General features: G+C 55.6%; 16 protein-coding genes and 1 tRNA gene. 7 read left to right on the top strand and 10 right to left on the bottom strand.

Going from position 1 to position 18,426, the window contains the following annotated elements; all coding sequences use genetic code 11:
* Positions 1-21: 21 nt before the first annotated feature.
* The 3 genes from D1227_RS17610 to D1227_RS17600 all read right to left on the bottom strand — a co-directional run bounded on the left by D1227_RS17610 (position 22) and on the right by D1227_RS17600 (position 2,640).
* Positions 22-1,068, bottom strand: coding sequence for a Glu/Leu/Phe/Val family dehydrogenase (locus tag D1227_RS17610; protein ID WP_119405625.1), 1,047 nt, complete (start codon positions 1,066-1,068; stop codon positions 22-24).
* A 64-nt stretch (positions 1,069-1,132) separates the two neighbouring features.
* Positions 1,133-2,116 (bottom strand): alpha/beta hydrolase, encoded by a 984-nt coding sequence (locus D1227_RS17605; RefSeq protein WP_119405624.1) that lies wholly within the window; start codon positions 2,114-2,116, stop codon positions 1,133-1,135.
* Positions 2,113-2,640 carry a uracil-DNA glycosylase family protein gene (locus tag D1227_RS17600; protein ID WP_233349859.1) on the bottom strand — a complete coding sequence of 176 codons (528 nt, stop codon included), beginning with the start codon at positions 2,638-2,640 and terminating at the stop codon, positions 2,113-2,115. The genes D1227_RS17605 and D1227_RS17600 overlap by 4 nt, the downstream gene beginning before the upstream one ends.
* Positions 2,641-2,756: 116 nt before the next feature.
* Here D1227_RS17600 and D1227_RS17595 point away from each other — a divergent pair, with 116 nt between their 5' ends.
* The 3 genes from D1227_RS17595 to rlmJ all read left to right on the top strand — a co-directional run bounded on the left by D1227_RS17595 (position 2,757) and on the right by rlmJ (position 6,344).
* Positions 2,757-3,659 (top strand): pirin family protein, encoded by a 903-nt coding sequence (locus tag D1227_RS17595; protein ID WP_119405623.1) that lies wholly within the window; start codon positions 2,757-2,759, stop codon positions 3,657-3,659.
* Between the two features lie 97 nt (positions 3,660-3,756).
* Positions 3,757-5,547 (top strand): M28 family metallopeptidase, encoded by a 1,791-nt coding sequence (locus D1227_RS17590; protein ID WP_119376756.1) that lies wholly within the window; start codon positions 3,757-3,759, stop codon positions 5,545-5,547.
* A 56-nt stretch (positions 5,548-5,603) separates the two neighbouring features.
* The gene (rlmJ, locus tag D1227_RS17585) at positions 5,604-6,344 is read left to right on the top strand and encodes a 23S rRNA (adenine(2030)-N(6))-methyltransferase RlmJ (protein ID WP_158586714.1); all 741 of its coding nucleotides are present in this window, start codon (positions 5,604-5,606) and stop codon (positions 6,342-6,344) included.
* On the opposite strand, the gene D1227_RS17580 is transcribed toward rlmJ, so the two are convergent.
* Positions 6,345-8,018: a sensor histidine kinase gene (locus tag D1227_RS17580; protein ID WP_158586713.1), complete on the bottom strand. Its 1,674-nt coding sequence runs from the start codon at positions 8,016-8,018 to the stop codon at positions 6,345-6,347.
* 208 nt (positions 8,019-8,226) lie between these two features.
* Here D1227_RS17580 and D1227_RS17575 point away from each other — a divergent pair, with 208 nt between their 5' ends.
* Positions 8,227-9,480, top strand: coding sequence for an FAD-dependent oxidoreductase (locus tag D1227_RS17575; protein WP_119405621.1), 1,254 nt, complete (start codon positions 8,227-8,229; stop codon positions 9,478-9,480).
* 25 nt (positions 9,481-9,505) lie between these two features.
* Positions 9,506-10,057 carry a thioesterase family protein gene (locus D1227_RS17570; protein WP_119405620.1) on the top strand — a complete coding sequence of 184 codons (552 nt, stop codon included), beginning with the start codon at positions 9,506-9,508 and terminating at the stop codon, positions 10,055-10,057.
* 52 nt (positions 10,058-10,109) lie between these two features.
* Here the strand turns inward: D1227_RS17570 and D1227_RS17565 are convergent.
* From D1227_RS17565 to D1227_RS17540, 6 genes are all read right to left on the bottom strand, one after another.
* A tRNA-Val gene (locus tag D1227_RS17565) sits at positions 10,110-10,185 on the bottom strand.
* A 97-nt stretch (positions 10,186-10,282) separates the two neighbouring features.
* Complete coding sequence (gene lon, locus D1227_RS17560; protein ID WP_119405619.1) at positions 10,283-12,691, bottom strand: endopeptidase La; 2,409 nt, start codon at positions 12,689-12,691, stop codon at positions 10,283-10,285.
* 141 nt (positions 12,692-12,832) lie between these two features.
* Complete coding sequence (clpX, locus tag D1227_RS17555) at positions 12,833-14,098, bottom strand: ATP-dependent Clp protease ATP-binding subunit ClpX (protein ID WP_119376762.1); 1,266 nt, start codon at positions 14,096-14,098, stop codon at positions 12,833-12,835.
* Positions 14,099-14,219: 121 nt separating this feature from the next.
* On the bottom strand, positions 14,220-14,843 hold the full coding sequence (locus D1227_RS17550; protein WP_119376763.1) for an ATP-dependent Clp protease proteolytic subunit: 624 nt from the start codon (positions 14,841-14,843) through the stop codon (positions 14,220-14,222).
* Positions 14,844-15,026: 183 nt separating this feature from the next.
* Positions 15,027-16,430, bottom strand: coding sequence for a type I glutamate--ammonia ligase (gene glnA, locus D1227_RS17545; RefSeq protein WP_119376764.1), 1,404 nt, complete (start codon positions 16,428-16,430; stop codon positions 15,027-15,029).
* A 64-nt stretch (positions 16,431-16,494) separates the two neighbouring features.
* Positions 16,495-16,833 (bottom strand): P-II family nitrogen regulator, encoded by a 339-nt coding sequence (locus D1227_RS17540; protein ID WP_119376765.1) that lies wholly within the window; start codon positions 16,831-16,833, stop codon positions 16,495-16,497.
* A 313-nt stretch (positions 16,834-17,146) separates the two neighbouring features.
* Here D1227_RS17540 and D1227_RS17535 point away from each other — a divergent pair, with 313 nt between their 5' ends.
* Both D1227_RS17535 and D1227_RS17530 read left to right on the top strand, forming a co-directional pair.
* A complete protein-coding gene (locus D1227_RS17535; protein WP_119405899.1) occupies positions 17,147-17,845 on the top strand; it encodes a Coq4 family protein in 699 nt (232 codons plus the stop codon).
* On the top strand, positions 17,842-18,381 hold the full coding sequence (locus D1227_RS17530) for a histidine phosphatase family protein (RefSeq protein ID WP_119405618.1): 540 nt from the start codon (positions 17,842-17,844) through the stop codon (positions 18,379-18,381). The genes D1227_RS17535 and D1227_RS17530 overlap by 4 nt, the downstream gene beginning before the upstream one ends.
* The last annotated feature ends 45 nt before the right edge of the window (positions 18,382-18,426 follow it).

The following is an 18,426-nucleotide window of genomic DNA, read 5'->3' as shown; positions in this document are numbered from 1 at the left end:
CGACAATCGCCTCGGAGGGTTTCAGCCGCGCTTCGCGGCTGCGATCCTCTGACGTGCAATACGCTCAGCAACGAGATTTGTTGGTAGAGAGGCTTTAAGGGCTTCATCCAGCACCTCGCCCAATGTCTCGATAAGAACATCGAGCTTATCCATAACCCAGCTACGAGAGTATTCGCCGGAAATCTCCGCGGCCACGTTTATGATCCCGCCGCCGTTGATGACATAATCGGGTGCATAAAGGATACCGGCTTCGCGAAGAGCGCTATCCATGTCAGGACTAGCAAGCTGATTGTTCGCACCACCTGCGACGACCTTTACTTTCAGACGGCCAAGCGTCGCCTTGTTGATGACGGCGCCCAGTGCGTTCGGGGAAAAGATGTCCGCGTCGACGTCATAAATATCGTCGGTATTGACCCGGGAAGCGCCTGTCCGTTCGCAAACACGGGTCACGGTTTCCTGGTCGATGTCGCAAACGAATAGTCTGGCTCCTTCTTGAGCCAGGTGATCACAGAGATAGCCGCCGACGGAGCCAACACCTTGAACGGCGATCGTTCTTCCGGAAAGGTCTGCCGAGCCAAAAGCGCGCTCGGCGCACGTCTTGATGCCACGATAGACGCCGCCGGCCGTGATAGGTGATGGATCTCCGCTCGCTGCTGCGCCCGTATCCAGCCCTGCAACATATTTCGTCTGCGACGCGACCAATGCCATGTCCGACGTCGTCACACCGACATCTTCTGCGGTATAGTATCGACCATTCAGAGACTCGATAGCGCGCCCGAACGCCTCAAACAGCGCAGGCGACTTGTCAGTTTTTGCGTTACCCCAGATAACCGACTTTCCGCCGCCGAGCGGCAAACTAGCCATCGCATTCTTGAAGCTCATGCCCTGAGACAGGCGCAGCGCATCCCTTAAAGCCTGCTCTCCGGTGGCATATGGCCACATCCTGCAACCACCCGCCGCCGGCCCAAGCGCAGACGAATGAATGGCTATGATCGCTTTGAGACCACTGGCCTCGTCCTCGAAAAAGTGGACGCCTTCATGGTGGTCATAAGAAGGATGGTCAAACATCTACGGACTCCCGCACTGCCTCATGGCGGCTTAGCGATCACAAAGGCATGGTCAACCCGCCGGCTCAGTCTCGTGGAATATTCGGTGCTCCAGAAGGAAATTCGCTGGCATCATCTTTCAGGAAAGCCATAAGGTCCGCAAAAACTGTTTCCGCCTGCAAGTCACGCAGCAGCATGTGATAACCACCTTCGTAATAGGCCGTGCGCACATGATCCGGTAATACACGTATGGTCCGCTTGATGGCGGACGGTGGAATGACGATGTCCTTGGCGCCGTACGTGATCAGGGTTGGAACGTTTGGCGTAAGCGCAGGTGCGGCTCCATGCGCTTCTTCCATAAGGCCTACAAGGCCAAAGACTTGGTCTATACGATTTTCTTTCAAGCCAAGGGGATCGCGCCAGAGGTCCTGGAGCATCTCGACATTATCCGAGGGCTCGATCTTGACGCCTCTTGGAGGGCGGACCACCCAGCCTGGTCTCACATGCGTCGATAGCCAGAGGCTTGCCTTGTACAGCGGGTTCAATGTTCCCCAGCCACGCAAACCTGGTCCAGATAATATCAGCCTATCCACGCCAACTGGCGGATTGCCTGACCCGAATACTGTCATGGCGACGGCGCCGCCCATTGAGATTCCGACGACCGCAACAGGTGTGTTCGGGTGACGTTGCCGTGCAAGCTCGATCGCGGTCCTCAGATCCTTCCGCATGAGATCGGGTTTCGGCCATATTCCGCGATTGTCCGATCGCCCAAAACCGCGTTGATCATAGGCATACGTCGTAACACCTCGTTTCGCCATCCAGGGCGCCAGCATATGAAACGCGTTGGCATAATCATTCATGCCGTGGAGACCGACGACGACATATTCGGGCGTTGGCTGATCGGCCTCCCAGACGCTCAGTCCCAGCTTGGCCCCGTCGAATGACGTGAATTCATTCTGTTCGGGCGTAAAACTGGGCTGCACGGTACTTTCCAGATCAAGGCGCGACTGTAACTTGGGCGTCGCACACGCTGAAGTCACAAACAGTATAAGGACGGCGAGCCATCTCATAAAAGTGATCTCACCTTTTCGCGGAGCACCGGAAGAAGCTCCTCCTCAAACCATGAATTCTTCTTTAGCCATGCATTGTTTCGCCAGCTTGGATGTGGGGTCGGGATCGTGTTGCTGTTTTCAAGATGGTGACGCCAGTTTTGAACGACTTCAGTCAGGCGGGCCGAACCCGGCAGGTTCAGGTGCCAGCTTTGCGAATAGCCACCAACTGCAAGTATGAGTTCGAGTCTTGGCAATCGAGCCAGTAGCCCCTGATGCCAGGTACGCGCGCAGACTTTCATCGGCGGGCGATCTCCACCTTTTGAATCATAACCAGGAAAGCAAAACCCCATCGGAACAATTGCAATACGCTGGTGATCGTAGAACTCGTCCTCAGAAACCCCCATCCACTCACGCAGCCGAACGCCAGAAGGATCAGTAAACGGCCGTCCAGAACGGTCGGCCAGATTGCCGGGTGCCTGCCCCGCTACGAGTATTCTGGCGCTGTCCGAAGCTTGAAGAATTGGATTAGGTGGGCGTTCCATGTCTGCCTCGCAAAGCCGACACGACCGTATTGCTTCCAAATATTCACTGAGAGAGCTGGTCACATGCCAATGATGCGCCATCATGACAGCACTGGGCAACAGCGAGGATACATGGGATGACAGATTCAATCGACTTGCTTATCGAGTCCCGCGTTCATGAACTTGGGGGCGGCTTCAAAGTTCGACGCGTGCTTCCGTTTCATAAGCGCCGCATGGTGGGACCGTTCATCTTTTTCGATCATTTCGGTCCGGTCGATTACCAGCCCGGCGATGGCATGGATGTTCGACCTCATCCCCATATTGGCCTTGCAACCGTCACATACCTGTTTGAAGGCGCCATTGGACACAAGGATACGGTAGGCTCCGACATCGTAATACGCCCCGGAGCTGTTAACTGGATGGTGGCCGGCAAAGGTATTGTGCACTCGGAACGAACTCCTGAACCCGAGCGCCGGAGTGGCCAACGCCTTCATGGGATCCAGACATGGGTGGCCCTTCCCCAAACGCACGAACAAATCGAGCCTTCATTTACCCACCACCCAAAGCAAACGCTGCCTCAATTCAACCTCGGCGGCGCAACCGCGCAGGTGCTCGCGGGCAATGCCTGGGGGCATGCTTCACCTGTCGAGTTTCCCTGGGGTATCTGGTACGTTGGCATCAATGCGACGAACGGCGCGCAGTTCGACGTTCCAGATGATGCCGCTGAAGAACGCGCGATCTATGTTGCCGGTGGAGAAGCCCGTATTGACGGTCAGAAGATCGAGGCCGGTTCGATGGCTATCCTGTCTCGCGGCGCCTCGGTACGCGTCGAAGCGACTCCAGAAAGCTATCTGATGCTGGCGGGAGGAAAAGCGATGGATAGCCCACGTAAAATCAACTGGAATTTCGTCGCGAGCGATTCTCAATTGATAGACACAGCCCGGGATGACTGGCGAACCTCAATTGAAAACGGCTTTTCCGGCTCGCGATTCCAGCTTCCCATGGGCGAAAGTGAATTCATTCCCCTGCCGGACGACTGATGTAATCGTTCATTCAACTGCCGCGGCAGCGCTTTGCTTGTTCGTACATGAGCCCTATGCGAGAAGCGGTTTCGAAACCTCTTCGGGAGAAATCTACATGAAACACGTGCTCTGGTCTTCTGTCGCCCTACTCGCGCTAGCCGCTTGCTCTCAAGCGTCTGTGGAAGAAGACGCGCCAGGTAGCGGCGCAGAAACGGGCGCAACCGAAACGCCAGCCAACGCAAATGAGCAGGCTTCATCCAGTGACCTGCTAATGCCCCTGCCCGATAACACTGTCGCAGCCATCACTGCCGAGGACCTCGACGCGCGGATCAAGACGCTTGCAGACGACAAATTCGAGGGCCGCGGTCCGGGTTCGGAGAATGGCGAAAAAGCCGCGGACTGGATCGCTGCGGAGATGGAAAGAATAGGCCTGCAACCAGGCGGCGATGACGGAACCTGGTTCCAGAACGTAGGCATGGTCGAACAAACGCTCGACGAAAGTCAATCGAGTCTGACCTTCAATGGCGGGCGCTCTGGCGAAGCTTATCCCATGCAACTCAAAACGGATGCGGTACTCTGGACCAAGCATCAGGCCAGTAATGAACTGTCATTCCAGGAATCCGAGCTTGTGTTCGTTGGTTACGGCGTAGTTGCACCAGAATATGGCTGGAACGATTACGCCGGCGTCGATGTCGAGGGAAAGACGGTGGTCATGCTGGTGAATGATCCAGGCTTCGCTCGCGGCACCGACGACCTCTTCAATGGCAAGGCGATGACCTATTACGGCCGCTGGACCTACAAGTTCGAAGAAGCGGCCCGCCAAGGGGCCTCAGGGGCTATCATTGTCCATGAAACTGCGCCAGCCTCTTATGGCTGGGACGTGGTGGCAAATTCATGGTCCGGCGCGCAGGCCGACCTGGTCCGATCAGATGACGGCGCAAGCCGGACGGTTTTCGAATCCTGGATCACTTCCGACATTGCGCGCCGCCTGTTTGCCGAAGCCGGACTAGATTTCGATGAACAAAAATCAACCGCCAAGGAACCTGGCTTCGTGGCTGTCGATATGGGAGATCTCACCGCCTCTGGCAAAATTGTGCAGACCGTATCCCGAATGGAATCCCGCAATGTAGTCGGCGTTCTGCCCGGTACGGTTGCGCCAGATGAGTATATGCTCTTCACAGCCCATTGGGATCATCTCGGCAAGAAATCTGAAGAACGCGCCGGCGAACCCGGACAAGACTTTTATCGCGACGACATCTTCAATGGCGCTGTCGACAATGCGACCGGTTCTGCTGCCCTTCTCGAAATAGCGGAAGCCATGGCGCAAGACGAGCATCCACGCTCAGGTCTGTTCCTGGCCGTTACGCTTGAGGAGTCAGGCCTGCTCGGTTCAGCCTACTACGCCGAAAATCCGACTGTGCCGATGAACCGGATTGTTGCCGGTATCAACATGGACGGCATGCTGCCAATCGGCCGCACAAAGGATATGGTCGTTGTCGGATATGGTGCGTCCGAACTTGAAGACCTTCTGACGGCGGAGCTGCAATCACAGGATCGCGTCGTCAAGCCTGACCCAAAGCCCGAGGCCGGTTATTTCTATCGCTCGGATCATATTTCATTTGCGAAGAAGGGCGTGCCGATGCTGTACGCCGACGGTGGAGTCGACAAGCGCGACGGTGGCGAAGCGGCGGGCATGGCGGCATCGGAAGCCTACACCGTTCAGCGTTATCACAAGCCGATGGACGAGTATAATGAGAACTGGGACCTCTCGGGCATGGTGGAGGATATCACAGCGCTCTACGAAGTGGGTCTGGAAGTTATCAATTCCGACACCTGGCCGACCTGGTACGAAGGAAATGAGTTTGAAGCCATTCGCCAGGACTCATTGGCCGGTCGCGGCGACTAGGGCGCACAGTCTTGCTTTCCTATCAGCATGGGTTTCACGCCGGAAACAGGGCGGATGTGTTCAAGCATGCCGTCCTCTTTTCCATATTGGAAATAGCCGCGCGTGCCGATCACCCGTGGCTGTATATCGAAACGCACTCGGCTGCAGGCAATTACGACCTGACCAGCAGCCAATCGCGCAAGACTGGTGAAGCCGATCAAGGCGTGACGCGCCTTCTGGATATGGGGCAGGCACCTGAACCGCTTGGCCCATGGCTGGATTTTGTTCGCAGCTGCACTGTCAGGAATTATCCAGGCTCCCCTGCCCTCGCCCGTCATTGCTTGCGTGATCAGGACCGTATGGTCTTTTTCGAGAAGCATCCTGCTGAATATGAAAAGCTGTCGCGCTCACTCGCAAGCGACAAGAGGACACGAGCCTTAAAGGAAGACGGCTATAAAGGCGCGCTCACCCTCCAGCCGCGCAGCAAGGAGCGGCTCATTGCATTCCTCGATCCGAGCTACGAAACTGATCGGGATATGGAGGCACTGGCCGACTGGATTCCGCGAGCCCTGAAACGCTGGCCAAAGGCCATGTTTCTGGTCTGGATGCCACGTTTCAAGGACGAGCGTGAACTTGAGTTCGGCCAATTCCTGGCCAGCCTCGACTATGGCTTTGTTGCAGGCACTCACTGGCCGCCCGAGAGCGACAAGGATACCGCACTCACAGGCTCTGCCATGATCGGTCTGCGTACGACACCGGCCATGGCCCGTCCGGCCTATGCAATTGGGGAAGCGTTAGACAATTTGTGGAGCCGCTAACTACGCAACGTCCCGGTCTTCGCTCTCAGTATTGGCTTCGGCGACAGTGATTTGTTCTTCATGAACCAGTACAGATTTTGGAAGCGTGAGGATGGCTGTCGTGCCAACGCCCACACGCGACTTCAGGATCACATCGCCAGCCAAAAGACGCGCCAAGTGCCGACATAGCGTGAGACCGAGCCCGGTCCCACCATATTGGCGGTCAAGATTCGAGTCGCCTTGATAGAATGCTTCGAAAACACGCTCGAGCTTGTTCTCAGGAATACCTGGCCCGAAATCGCGCACTGCAATGAATGGTACGCCCTCGCCATTGAGCCCCGCCCGGATCACAACTTTGCAGCCCTCACGATTAAAACGGATGGCATTGGTCAGCAGGTTGATGAGAATTCGCTTCATCGCGGTTTCGTCGACCATCATCATCGACAGCTTCGGTGATACCGAAACATCAAACGAGTCCACTGATGGCTTACTCTCAAATCCGGCCGCCAGCGTAATCGCTTCGGTCAGTAACGCCTGTGTCTCCACTGCCGTCGGATTGATTGCAATGCGATCCAGGCCGACCTTTGAATAATCAATGATGTCATTGATTAGCTTCAAAAGGTGCGTGCCGCTTGTGTGAATATTGTCTGCATACTCGCGGATTTCCTCGTCTGAAAGACGGATCTTCGAATCGCCGTTCATGAGCTTCGAGAAACCGAGAATGATGTTCATGGGCGTGCGAAGCTCATGGCTCATTGTCGAAAGGAAACGACTTTTCGCCGCATCTGCTTCTACGGCCTCGCGTTGAGCTTCGATCAGCTCACGTTCCCGCGTCTTGAGCGCTGTAATATCCGTATGAACAACAACGGCGCCGCCCTTCCCCGTCTCCCGGGTTGAACGCATTAGCCAACGTCCGTTCTTGAGAAGGACGGGCACCCGGTCTTCACCGACATGAAACTCCGGCTTTTCAGTTCCAATCCAGTCGCGGTGTCGCGCATTAGCGACCATGAGGTCGCCGTTCGCTTCATAAAAGGCAAATGCGTCATTGGACGATTCAATAGCGTCAGCGAGCAGCTCTTTAGCCGTCTCACTTTGCATGCCCTGGACGATCATGTCGTAGATGTGACGGTAGTTGCGAGCGCCGCCAATCAGCAATGCGGCCGTGAAGGACAGTGCCAGAAGGGTCACCTCGACCGCAAATGGCGAATTCTTAAGGATATTCGTCGCCAGCATGATTGTGACGCTGCCGATCAGGAATCGGCTACCGACCCGGGCAACAGGCCCAAGTATCGACATTGTGCCCGCGCCCATGCCTGCAATAACGATACAGATAAAAAGGTTCGCGAGCTGATTGTCGGAATGGAAGAGATAGGTAGAAACACCCCATATCACGCCAAGCACAAGAGACGATAGCTCGGCCTTGCGCAGGAACCGTCCAGATACGTGAGTCGGCGTCTTCTTTTTGGAAAGCCGCATGTAGGCCAGGGTCTGCATGAGCGAATACAGCGCAACAGGCACAAACCATATGGCAACCTTCCAGACTTCAACCACCTGCAGGAAGGCAGCAGAATAGATAAGGCCGTTTACGATGTTGATGACAGCCATTGGCACGAGCAATCGCACCAGAAGCGACTGCATCTCGCCGTATACGCGTCCCTCCACTGCCGTGCGCGGTGCGGGCAGTCGATCAAACAAAAGTCTGATCCATGACGGAGTAGTCGAGGGCGCAGCCATTAAGAGACGCTGGTACAAGAACAATCTTAACTTCCTGCAAAACAAAGCAGTCCAAATGTCTAAATTGCATTGAGACCTGCAGAAGATCCTCGCTTGTAAAAGCCGCTATTGCGAGAAATCACTTGAACCATCGTCGGCCCGAAACTGCCCCTAGGACTAAACTCTACTCATGAAGCGTAGCGTAGGAATAATCGGAGGCGGCCCTGCCGGCCTCAGCCTGGCGCGGCTGCTGCAAGAGACAGGACGATTCCACCCAACGGTCTTTGAGGCCAATCCCTATCTGGGCGGCAAGTCGTTTTCCTTTGTCAGAGGCGACGCTGTCGTCGAAATGGGCACTTGTTACACTACCCGGGCACACAGACGTGTTCTGGATTGGATGAAGAAAGCCAGAATTGATCTGCGGCCCCTTGGCGAACAGCTTTTCGATGGCGAAGACTTTCTGGATTACGTAAAACGAGGAGACGGAGCACCGCTCGCTGTCCAGGTCGCACAGTTTCTTTATGCACGCCAACGGCTGATGTCCGCCTTGGGGCGTGCTCGAATACCCGATTGGGCCCAGAAACAGGCGGCTCAACCAATTGCAGAATGGTTGCGCGAACGAAAGCTGCACAAGATCGAACGGTTCATGTACAGGTCCATGACCAATCTCGGCTATGGCTTTGTCGATGAGACGCCAACAGTGCAAGCCATGCGTTGGAACGATCTGGATCTTATTCTGACGGGACTACTCAAACAGCTTAAGATGCCAGCGCAGGGATGGAGCGCATTCTGGGAGCGGGCGGCGGCCGGTCTGGATGTAAATCTCGCAAGCCGCGTCACTAAAGTCGATCGGACAGGTGCGCTGCCGTCGATAACAACTGAAACTGGCGTCGCTCAGGAGTTCGACCTGATCGTCTGTACGATTGCCATGGATGAATTCAATGCGATCGCCGATCCGACAGAGAATGAAAAAGCCGTCGCCGAGGCTGTAAAGTGGAACGGTTATACAACCACGCTCGTCGCTGTTCAGGACTGGTTTGACGATGTGACCGTTCAGGCATACAGCGCAGCAGTCGTTCCAGGCGCACCATATGGACGAATGATGTCTGCTCGGCTCGATGGTCGGGAACCCGAACTTGGCGGACAGTTGTATCTGACCGGCCAATTGACAGGCACCTACTCTGACGCAGAACTCCAGGAAATCTTGCTCTCCGAAATCACGGCCCAAGGCGGTCGTCCAGTGAATGTTATCCTTCAGAAGAGCTGGAAGTATTTCGCGCAGTATGACTGCGAGGCGATTCGGAATGGATTACTTCAAAGGTTCCGGGACATGCAGGGAGAGGCGGCGACTTGGTACGCAGGCGCGACTTTCTCGCATGAGGCCGTATCCAACATCGTCAACTTCAATGCAGACCTCGTCAGAAGGCTAAAGCGCGAAGCTTGAGTGGCCGGGAGAGATTGACCAGCCGATGAACCTTTTCCTGAGACTTGTTCTAACATTCCTGCGCGCCAGCTTTTCGACAGAACGAGCTAGCCTGTTTGATACAACTGAAATTCGCTCAAGGGTCATGCTGACGGATCAGGATATGTTTTCGCACATGACAAACAGCCGGTACTTCTCCTTCAGTGATCTCGGCATCATCAATTATGTCGTTCGCACAGGCGCCTGGAAACAGTTCAGAAAAAGGGGCTGGTTTCCCGTTGTGTGTGCTGAATCCGTTACGTTCGCAGGAATGCTGCGCGCCCATCAAACATTTTCCGTGGAAACCCGGCTCGTCGGCTGGAGTGACACTTACCTCTGCTTGGAGCATCGGTTTCTGCACAAGGCTTCCGAAACCGCTCGGCTCTGCATTGTCGCCCGGATCGCCAGCCGGTCGAAGGAAAAGGTCACGATAGATGACCTGGTCAGGCTGCTGGGCGTATCCGAGTCCTCGCCTCCACTCGGAGATACCTACCTAGGCCTGATTTCGGATGTTGAAGCCGCAAGAGCACGCAAGCGCGAGATGACGGAAGCCAGATAAAGCTTCCCGTACCACGCTACTTTGTCTTTCTTTGGAGTTCCCGTTCGGAAAATGGTGGGCGGTAACGGGTTCGAACCGCTGACCCTCTCGGTGTAAACGAGATGCTCTACCAGCTGAGCTAACCGCCCTACTCTATCCGCTTTGTGCGTGAGGTTGTCCTGAAATGCAATACGGCCCCTGCCGCATAAGCGCAGGGGCCGTTCAGTTTGCAATTAAAGAGGCTGACTAGTGGCGGATTGTTTCACCGACATCGGGATCGGATGACTTTCCTGCGAGGCTGGCCTGCAAGGCTGCCTCGTCTTCATCCGACCACTCGATGGGCGTCAGCGGGCGCGTCAGGGCGCGGGCAAACACCTCATTGATGTCCGTAACGGGCACGATCTTCAGCCCTTCCTTGACCTGTTCAGGAATCTCATCGAGATCCTTCTCATTCTCCTCAGGGATCAGCACCGTCTTGATGCCGCCTCGCAGCGCAGCCAGGAGCTTCTCCTTGAGCCCCCCAATCGGCAGGACCCGTCCGCGCAGCGACACTTCACCTGTCATGGCGACATCCCGTCGGACCGGATTACCCGTCAGTAGCGATACAATCGCTGTGGTCATTGCAATACCGGCCGATGGGCCATCCTTGGGCGTTGCACCATCTGGCACGTGCACGTGGATATCCGTCGTGTTGAATTGGCTGGGCTTGATGCCGAGCATGATCGACCGGGACCGAACAAGCGAGCTTGCCGCCTGGATCGACTCCTTCATCACGTCACGCAGGTTGCCCGTAACTTTCATCATACCACGGCCGGGCATCTGGACCGCTTCGATGGTCAGCAGGTCGCCGCCCGTTTCGGTCCAGGCAAGTCCGGTTACCGCCCCGATCTGATCTTCCTCATCGGCAAGACCGAAACGGAACTTCCGCACGCCGGCAAAGTCAGAAAGGTTTTCCGCCGTAACCTCGATGACCGACTCATCGCTCTGTGCAATACGACGAACGGCCTTACGAGCAAGCCTCGCGAGTTCACGCTCCAGGCTGCGCACCCCGGCCTCACGCGTATAGTACCGCACGAGATCCCGGATTGCGTCATCGCTTACGATCCACTCGCTTTCCGCCAAACCATGGTCCTTGCGGATTTTCGGCAGCAAGTGACGCTTCGCAATCTCCATCTTCTCCGGCTCTGTATAACCAGCGATGCGAATGATCTCCATCCGATCAAGAAGCGGCTGTGGCATGTTGAGCGAATTCGCCGTCGTCACGAACATAACATCAGAAAGATCGTAATCGACTTCCAGGTAGTGGTCGTTGAACGTCGAGTTCTGGGCTGGGTCCAGCACTTCGAGAAGCGCAGAGGCCGGATCGCCGCGATGGTCCATACCCATCTTGTCGATCTCATCAAGCAGGAACAACGGATTGCCGGACTTGGCCTTTTTCAAGGACTGGATGATGCGACCAGGCATGGAGCCAATGTAGGTCCGACGGTGACCGCGAATCTCGCTTTCGTCACGAACACCACCAAGCGAAACGCGAACGAAGTCACGTCCAGTCGCTTCAGCAATCGAGCGGCCAAGTGACGTCTTACCTACGCCGGGAGGACCGACGAGACACAGGATCGGTCCCTTCATCTTCTTGGTGCGTTTCTGCACAGCAAGATATTCGATGATCCGCTCCTTGACCTTCTCCAGACCATAGTGGTCATGGTCGAGCTGCTGCTCGGCCTTGTCGAGATCGGTCGAGATCTCCTTGCGGTTACCCCATGGAAGCGCAAGCAGCCAGTCGAGATAATTCCGGACAACGGTCGATTCCGCTGACATCGGGCTCATCTGACGAAGCTTTTTCACTTCCTGGTCCGCTTTCGCACGAGCTTCCTCACTGAGCGGCGTTTCGCGGATTTTCTCCTCAAGCTCAGCAACCTCGTCGCGTTCGCCATCACCAGCATCGCCCAACTCTCGCTGAATAGCCTTCATCTGCTCATTCAGGTAATACTCGCGCTGGGTCTTCTCCATCTGACGCTTGACGCGGTTCTTTATCTTCCGCTCCATCTGCATCATGCCCATTTCGCCCTCCATGAGAGCGAATACCTTTTCAAGGCGTTCACGAGCATTCGACATCTCAAGCAGCTCCTGTTTGTCGGAGAGCTTGACCTGGAGCTGCGACGCAACCGCATCCGCGAGTTTTCCAGGTTCGGTGATTTGCGACACCGTCGCGACGGATTCCGGGGGGATCTTCCGGTTCAGTTTGGCATAGTTTTCAAACTGGTCGATGACGGCGCGTGCAAGCGCTTGCACTTCACCCGTATCGCCAGCCTCAGCTTCAATCAGCTCAACTTCGGCATCAAAATAGCTGTCGCGATCGTTAAACTGAACGATACGCGCACGGCTCGAGCCTTCAACCAGCACTTTGACGGTCCCGTCGGGCAGCTTCAGCAGCTGCAATATGGTTGCAACGGTACCGAGCTGGTGAATGTCATCAGCTGTTGGCTCGTCTGTCGACGGATCTTTCTGAGCAACGAGCATTATCTCGTTCTCGCCTTCATCGACCATTTCAAGCGCCCGGACAGACTTGTCACGGCCCACAAAAAGCGGCGCGACCATGTCAGGGAAGACAACAATGTCCCTCAAAGGAAGGACTGGGAGGGTTTGCTTGGGCATTCATGCCTCCTTAGTTCCTGGATCCTGCTCAGCAGCGATCCTGCCGGCGCCCCTTTAGTCTGGACGATTCCGGCTTCTACAGGAAGATGTGGAGGTTAATACGCGCCATTCAAGCTGGCTTGCGCAGACCTTTTTTGTGGATCAGGAAGCTTCGCTCGGCTTTGCCGCCTTGGCGTGCACATGCAGTGGTGCTGCGTGCCCTTCGACCACTTCACCATTGACCACAATTTCCTCGACGCCGCGCAGGTTCGGCAGTTCGAACATGGTATCAAGAAGGATGCCTTCCATGATCGAACGCAGGCCGCGCGCACCTGTCTTGCGAGCGATAGCCTTACGGGCAACAGCGGTCAGAGCCTCGTCGGTAAAAGTAAGCGTCACTTCTTCCATGTCGAAGAGGCGTTGGTACTGCTTGAGCAGCGCATTCTTCGGCTGGGTCAGAATCTCGATCAGGGCTTCTTCATCCAGATCCTCAAGCGTCGCAATGACCGGCAGACGCCCGATAAATTCCGGGATCAGGCCATACCGCTGTAGGTCTTCCGGCTCGACATCACGCAGGACTTCCCCAACGCCGCGCGCATCCGGATCTTTGACATCTGCACCGAACCCCATGCGCGTACCTTCACCGCGCGAACTGATGATCTTGTCGAGGCCAGCGAAGGCCCCGCCGCAGATAAACAGTATGTTCGTCGTGTCGACCTGCAGGAATTCCTGCTGCGGATGTTTGCGCCCGCCTTGTGGAGGTACCGAAGCAACCGTGCCTTCCATGATCTTTAGCAGCGCCTGTTGCACGCCTTCGCCCGAAACGTCGCGGGTTATGGACGGGTTGTCTGACTTGCGGGAAATCTTGTCGATCTCATCGATATAGACAATGCCACGTTGGGCCCGCTCGACATTGTAGTCGGCCGACTGCAAAAGCTTGAGCACGATGTTCTCGACATCCTCGCCGACATAACCGGCTTCCGTGAGCGTGGTCGCATCAGCCATCGTGAACGGCACATCAAGAATGCGCGCCAGCGTTTGGGCGAGCAGCGTCTTGCCGCAACCCGTAGGGCCGACCAGCAGAATGTTGGATTTCGCCAGCTCCACGCCATCAGACGTTGATGCATGGGAAAGGCGTTTATAGTGATTGTGAACTGCCACCGACAGAATGCGCTTCGCATAGGACTGCCCGATCACATAATCGTCCAGGACATCACAAATTTCGCGAGGCGCTGGCACGCCTTCCTTCGACTTGAAGCCCGAGGCCTTGCTCTCTTCACGGATGATATCCATGCAGAGCTCGACACATTCATCGCAAATGAACACCGTCGGACCGGCAATCAACTTTTTCACTTCATGCTGGCTTTTGCCGCAGAAGGAGCAATACAGCGTGTTCTTCGAATCGCCGGAGCCGTTTTGTTTGGTCATGGCCACCTCAATGCTTGCGATCGATTAACGCACGATTTATGCCGCGCGCAAAAAAAATCGCTTGCCTTCGATCTTATTTTTTAAGTCCGGACACGCAAGAGGACCTGCGCATCCGCCCGGACTAATTGTCGTCGTCGCCTTGGCGGCGCTCATAAACCTGGTCGATCAGACCAAATTCTTTCGCCTCTTCAGCCGTCATGAACGTGTCTCGGTCAAGCTTACGCTCGATTGTGTCATAATCCTGACCGGTGTGTTTTACGTAAATATTGTTGAGACGGCGTTTCAATTCGAGAATTTCTTCTGCGTGCCGCTCGATATCAGTCGCAACGCCCCGATAACCGCCTGAGGGTTGGTGCACCATCACGCGAGCATTCGGAAGTGCGATACGCATTCCCTTTTGCCCGGCCGCCAGTAGCAGCGAGCCCATACTAGCTGCCTGACCAATGCAGACTGTGGAGACTGGACAGCGGATATACTGCATCGTGTCGTAAATCGCCAGGCCGGACGAAACGTACCCGCCCGGACTGTTGATATACATGGATATCTCTTTTTTCGGGCTCTCAGACTCAAGGAAGAGCAGCTGCGAGGTAATCAGCGCTGCCATCCCGTCATCAATTCCGCCCGTAACAAAAATGATCCGTTCCTTGAGCAGGCGGGAAAAGATATCGAAGGCCCGCTCGCCACGGCTGGTCTGTTCGACAACCATTGGGACGAGGTTGAGCGCGGTTTCGTGGGGGTCGTACATTCGATCGCTTCCAGCCATTAATTGAATGAATCTTATCTGCGTCGTCGCAGAGCTTTGAATATTTGTCCAGCATGCGGCTCACGCAAGACCGGGAGTGTTTACAGCGGTGGATATCCTGTTCACCCAAAAAAATTGCGCCAGGCTTTTCCAGCCCGGCGCAACGTTCTTACAGAGATTCGGCGCTTAGACCTTGTAGTACATGTCGAATTCGACGGGGTGCGGGTGAAGCTGCAAACGCTCCACTTCTTCCATCTTCAGTTCGATATAGGCATCGATCTGGTCGTCATCGAACACATTGCCCTTGGTCAGGAAGCCGCTGTCTGCCTTCAGGCTTTCAAGCGCCTCACGCAGCGAGCCGCAAACTTGCGGAATCGAGGCGGCCTCTTCCGGCGGCAGGTCGTACAGGTCCTTATCCATGGCATCGCCTGGATGGATCTTGTTCTCAATACCATCAAGACCAGCCATAAGAAGCGCTGCGAATGCCAGGTACGGGTTGGCCGTCGGGTCCGGGAAACGGGTTTCGATCCGCTTCGCTTTCGGGCTGGAGCCGAACGGGATGCGAACGGACGCCGAACGGTTGCGCGCCGAGTAGGCCAGCATGACCGGTGCTTCGTAGCCCGGTACCAGGCGCTTGTATGAGTTCGTCGACGGGTTCGTCAGCGCGTTCAGTGCCTTGGCGTGCTTGATGATGCCGCCAATGTAATAGAGGCAGGTCTCTGAAAGGCCTGCATACTGGTCGCCAGCAAAAGTCGGCGTGGAGCCGTCCCAGATGGACTGGTGAACGTGCATGCCCGAACCATTGTCCTTGAAGTATGGCTTCGGCATGAAGGTCGCCGACTTGCCGTACTGGGCAGCCACATTGTGGACCACATATTTATAAAGCTGCAGGCGATCGGCCATCTTGGTCAGTGTGGAGAACTTCAAGCCAAGCTCATGTTGGGCCGGCGCCACTTCGTGGTGGTGCTTTTCAGGCTCAAGTCCGATCTCGCCCATGATCGCAAGCATTTCCGAACGCATGTCCTGCTCGGAGTCGATCGGCGGAACCGGGAAGTAACCGCCTTTGGAGTGCGGGCGGTGGCCCATGTTTCCGGTCGGGTATTCCTTGTCCGTATTGAACGGAAGCTCTGTGGAATCGAAGGAGTAGCCTGTTTTGTTAGGCTCTGTTGACCAGCGAACATCGTCAAAAACGAAGAACTCGGCTTCCGGACCAAAATAGGCTGTCGTACCAACACCAGCCTGCTTGAGATAGGCTTCTGCTTTCTTCGCCGTCGTACGCGGGTCACGCCCATAGGCCTGCCCCGTGATCGGATCAAGAATGTCGCAGAATACGGCAAGCGTCGTCTGCTGGAAGAAAGGATCGATGATCGCCGCGCTCGTATCAGGCTTGAGCAGCATGTCGGATTCGTTGATAGCCTTCCAGCCGGCGACGGAAGAGCCATCAAACATCTGGCCTTCTACGAAAAAGTCATCGTCGACCATGCCCTTGTCGAAGGTAACGTGCTGCATCTTGCCGCGTGGGTCAGTAAAGCGAAGGTCAACGAACTCAACGTCCTTTTCCTTCATCAGCTTCATTAGATTTTCGGCCATTTAGCCCTCCAGTTAGTAATATGTTGGGACCACCGCCTGGCAGCGATGTCATTTGTTGTTCAGTTTATAGCGCGCCTTCGCCGGTCTCGCCGGTGCGGATGCGAACAGCCTCAGTAATTTCGGAAACGAAAATTTTGCCGTCACCGATCTTACCTGTGTGCGCGGCTTTTGAGATCGCATCAATAGCCCCTGCGACACTGTCGTCCGCTATCACGAGCTCGACCTTCAGTTTGGGGAGAAAGTCGACAACGTACTCTGCGCCGCGATACAATTCCGTATGACCTCTCTGCCGGCCAAAGCCCTTGGCCTCCGTTACCGTCATACCCTGCATTCCTACCGCATGGAGCGCCTCTTTCACGTCATCCAGCTTGAAGGGTTTTATGATCGCTTCAATCTTTTTCATTGGCGCCTGAACCTTTCCCTCAATAATGTTCGGTGACGTAGCAGCATGCTCGAAGAGCGCGATAATCCCTTTGAAAAAATCGGAAAATCAGAACGGCATTTGCACAAGGTTTTGGCGCGAATGATGCAAAATTGAGCAGCGCCACTTACCCGAAAAATGACGCCTCCGTCATTGTTTAGCGATGCCGAAAATGATAGATGAGAAAGCATCGCATCATTTGAACGCGGATGGATGACGAATGAATCGCTCGAACGTGTACATCAGCCCCGCTCGCGAACGGCCAAAATTCAAGCCGATCACGGCATGGAGGCACATGCAGCAGCTAATAGCGAACAAGGAAGACACCGAGCAGGTGTTCCACATTATTGATGCGCTGAATGGCGATTCAGCGCTCAAGGATTTCGATCGGTTTTTGTCGACACCCGAAGGTTGGTCCCGGTTCAAGAAGCGCGACTACCTGCCGCCTATCCTGGACAATCATGAACCGCTTCTTGCCCTGCCCAAAGGCAGCGTTGGGCGAACCTATGTAGAATTCATGGAGCGCGAAGGGCTGTCGGCTGCAGGGCTGGTGGCCGAAAGTGAGCGGCGCTCAGCGGCTTGGCGCGAAATCGATGACGACCTCCTCTGGTATGGAAACCTTTTACGCGATACCCACGACATGATGCACATCCTGACCGGTTACGGGCGAGACGCTCTTGGCGAAGCCGCCCTTCTCGGTTTCACGCACAGTCAGCATGGCGGACTCGGCGTCAGTTTCATCGCATTCATGGGTGGACGTCAGCTCGCAAAAGCGGCCCCGCGCGATGCACGGATACGAGACGTTATCCGGGAAGGCCGGCGCAACGGCAAACTGGCGCGGCGGATTATTGAGCAGGATATTGAGGACCTCCTCCCCCGCCAACTGGAGGAAGTGCGCAGCGAGCTGAACATCAACGAACCTGTAGCCTACAAGCGCGCACACGATGTTATACGCGCGCACGGCTTGGACCCTTATGAAGCGATGGCCGCATGATCTACCTGGTTCGGCATGGCGAAGCCGCAGCCGGCTGGGGCCACGCGAAGGATCCGGGCCTGTCCGCTCTCGGGCGGCAGCAGGCCGAAGCCGTCGGTGAACAGCTTTCCACAATGGGCTTCAAGCATGGCTTTGCCAGCCCGATGACCAGGTGTCAGGAAACCTCGCAGCCCTTCTCACTCAAGACCGGCATTGAGATTGCTACAGAGCCGAATGTTAGTGAAATTCCGACGGTACAAGGGCTCGATGACCGCATTAGCTGGTTGCAGAATTTCATGTCGGGCACTTGGGATAACGCCGAACCGATTCTGCACGACTGGCGGAGCGCCTTGATTTCAACCATGGAGGCGCTTCCTGATCACAGCGTCGTCTTCACCCATTTTGTAGCGATCAATACAATTGTCGGGCATCTGGAAGGTTCACAACTCGTTACCAGTTTCAGGCCCGGCTATTGCTCCATGACCAAGCTGGTGCGTGGTTCCTCAGGTCTTACTGTTCGGGAACTTGGTAGCGAATCCGCCACGCGCGTTCTTTGAGATCATCAAAGAATTGCGATCCAAGAAAATCATGCCCTATTGAAT

It is taken from the genome of Henriciella mobilis, assembly GCF_003576315.1.
GTDB lineage: Bacteria > Pseudomonadota > Alphaproteobacteria > Caulobacterales > Hyphomonadaceae > Henriciella > Henriciella mobilis.
This window is presented reverse-complemented; position numbering and strand designations above follow the sequence as displayed.

Coding starts and splice junctions, on each gene's coding strand:
- D1227_RS17610 (WP_119405625.1), bottom strand. CDS start 1,068: ATGTTTGACCATCCTTCTTATGACCACCATGAAGGCGTCCACTTTTTC.
- lon (WP_119405619.1), bottom strand. CDS start 12,691: ATGCCCAAGCAAACCCTCCCAGTCCTTCCTTTGAGGGACATTGTTGTC.
- D1227_RS17605 (WP_119405624.1), bottom strand. CDS start 2,116: ATGAGATGGCTCGCCGTCCTTATACTGTTTGTGACTTCAGCGTGTGCG.
- D1227_RS17595 (WP_119405623.1), top strand. CDS start 2,757: ATGACAGATTCAATCGACTTGCTTATCGAGTCCCGCGTTCATGAACTT.
- D1227_RS17575 (WP_119405621.1), top strand. CDS start 8,227: ATGAAGCGTAGCGTAGGAATAATCGGAGGCGGCCCTGCCGGCCTCAGC.
- D1227_RS17550 (WP_119376763.1), bottom strand. CDS start 14,843: ATGTACGACCCCCACGAAACCGCGCTCAACCTCGTCCCAATGGTTGTC.
- D1227_RS17535 (WP_119405899.1), top strand. CDS start 17,147: ATGCAGCAGCTAATAGCGAACAAGGAAGACACCGAGCAGGTGTTCCAC.
- D1227_RS17600 (WP_233349859.1), bottom strand. CDS start 2,640: ATGGAACGCCCACCTAATCCAATTCTTCAAGCTTCGGACAGCGCCAGA.
- clpX (WP_119376762.1), bottom strand. CDS start 14,098: ATGACCAAACAAAACGGCTCCGGCGATTCGAAGAACACGCTGTATTGC.
- D1227_RS17570 (WP_119405620.1), top strand. CDS start 9,506: ATGAACCTTTTCCTGAGACTTGTTCTAACATTCCTGCGCGCCAGCTTT.
- glnA (WP_119376764.1), bottom strand. CDS start 16,430: ATGGCCGAAAATCTAATGAAGCTGATGAAGGAAAAGGACGTTGAGTTC.
- D1227_RS17540 (WP_119376765.1), bottom strand. CDS start 16,833: ATGAAAAAGATTGAAGCGATCATAAAACCCTTCAAGCTGGATGACGTG.
- D1227_RS17530 (WP_119405618.1), top strand. CDS start 17,842: ATGATCTACCTGGTTCGGCATGGCGAAGCCGCAGCCGGCTGGGGCCAC.
- D1227_RS17590 (WP_119376756.1), top strand. CDS start 3,757: ATGAAACACGTGCTCTGGTCTTCTGTCGCCCTACTCGCGCTAGCCGCT.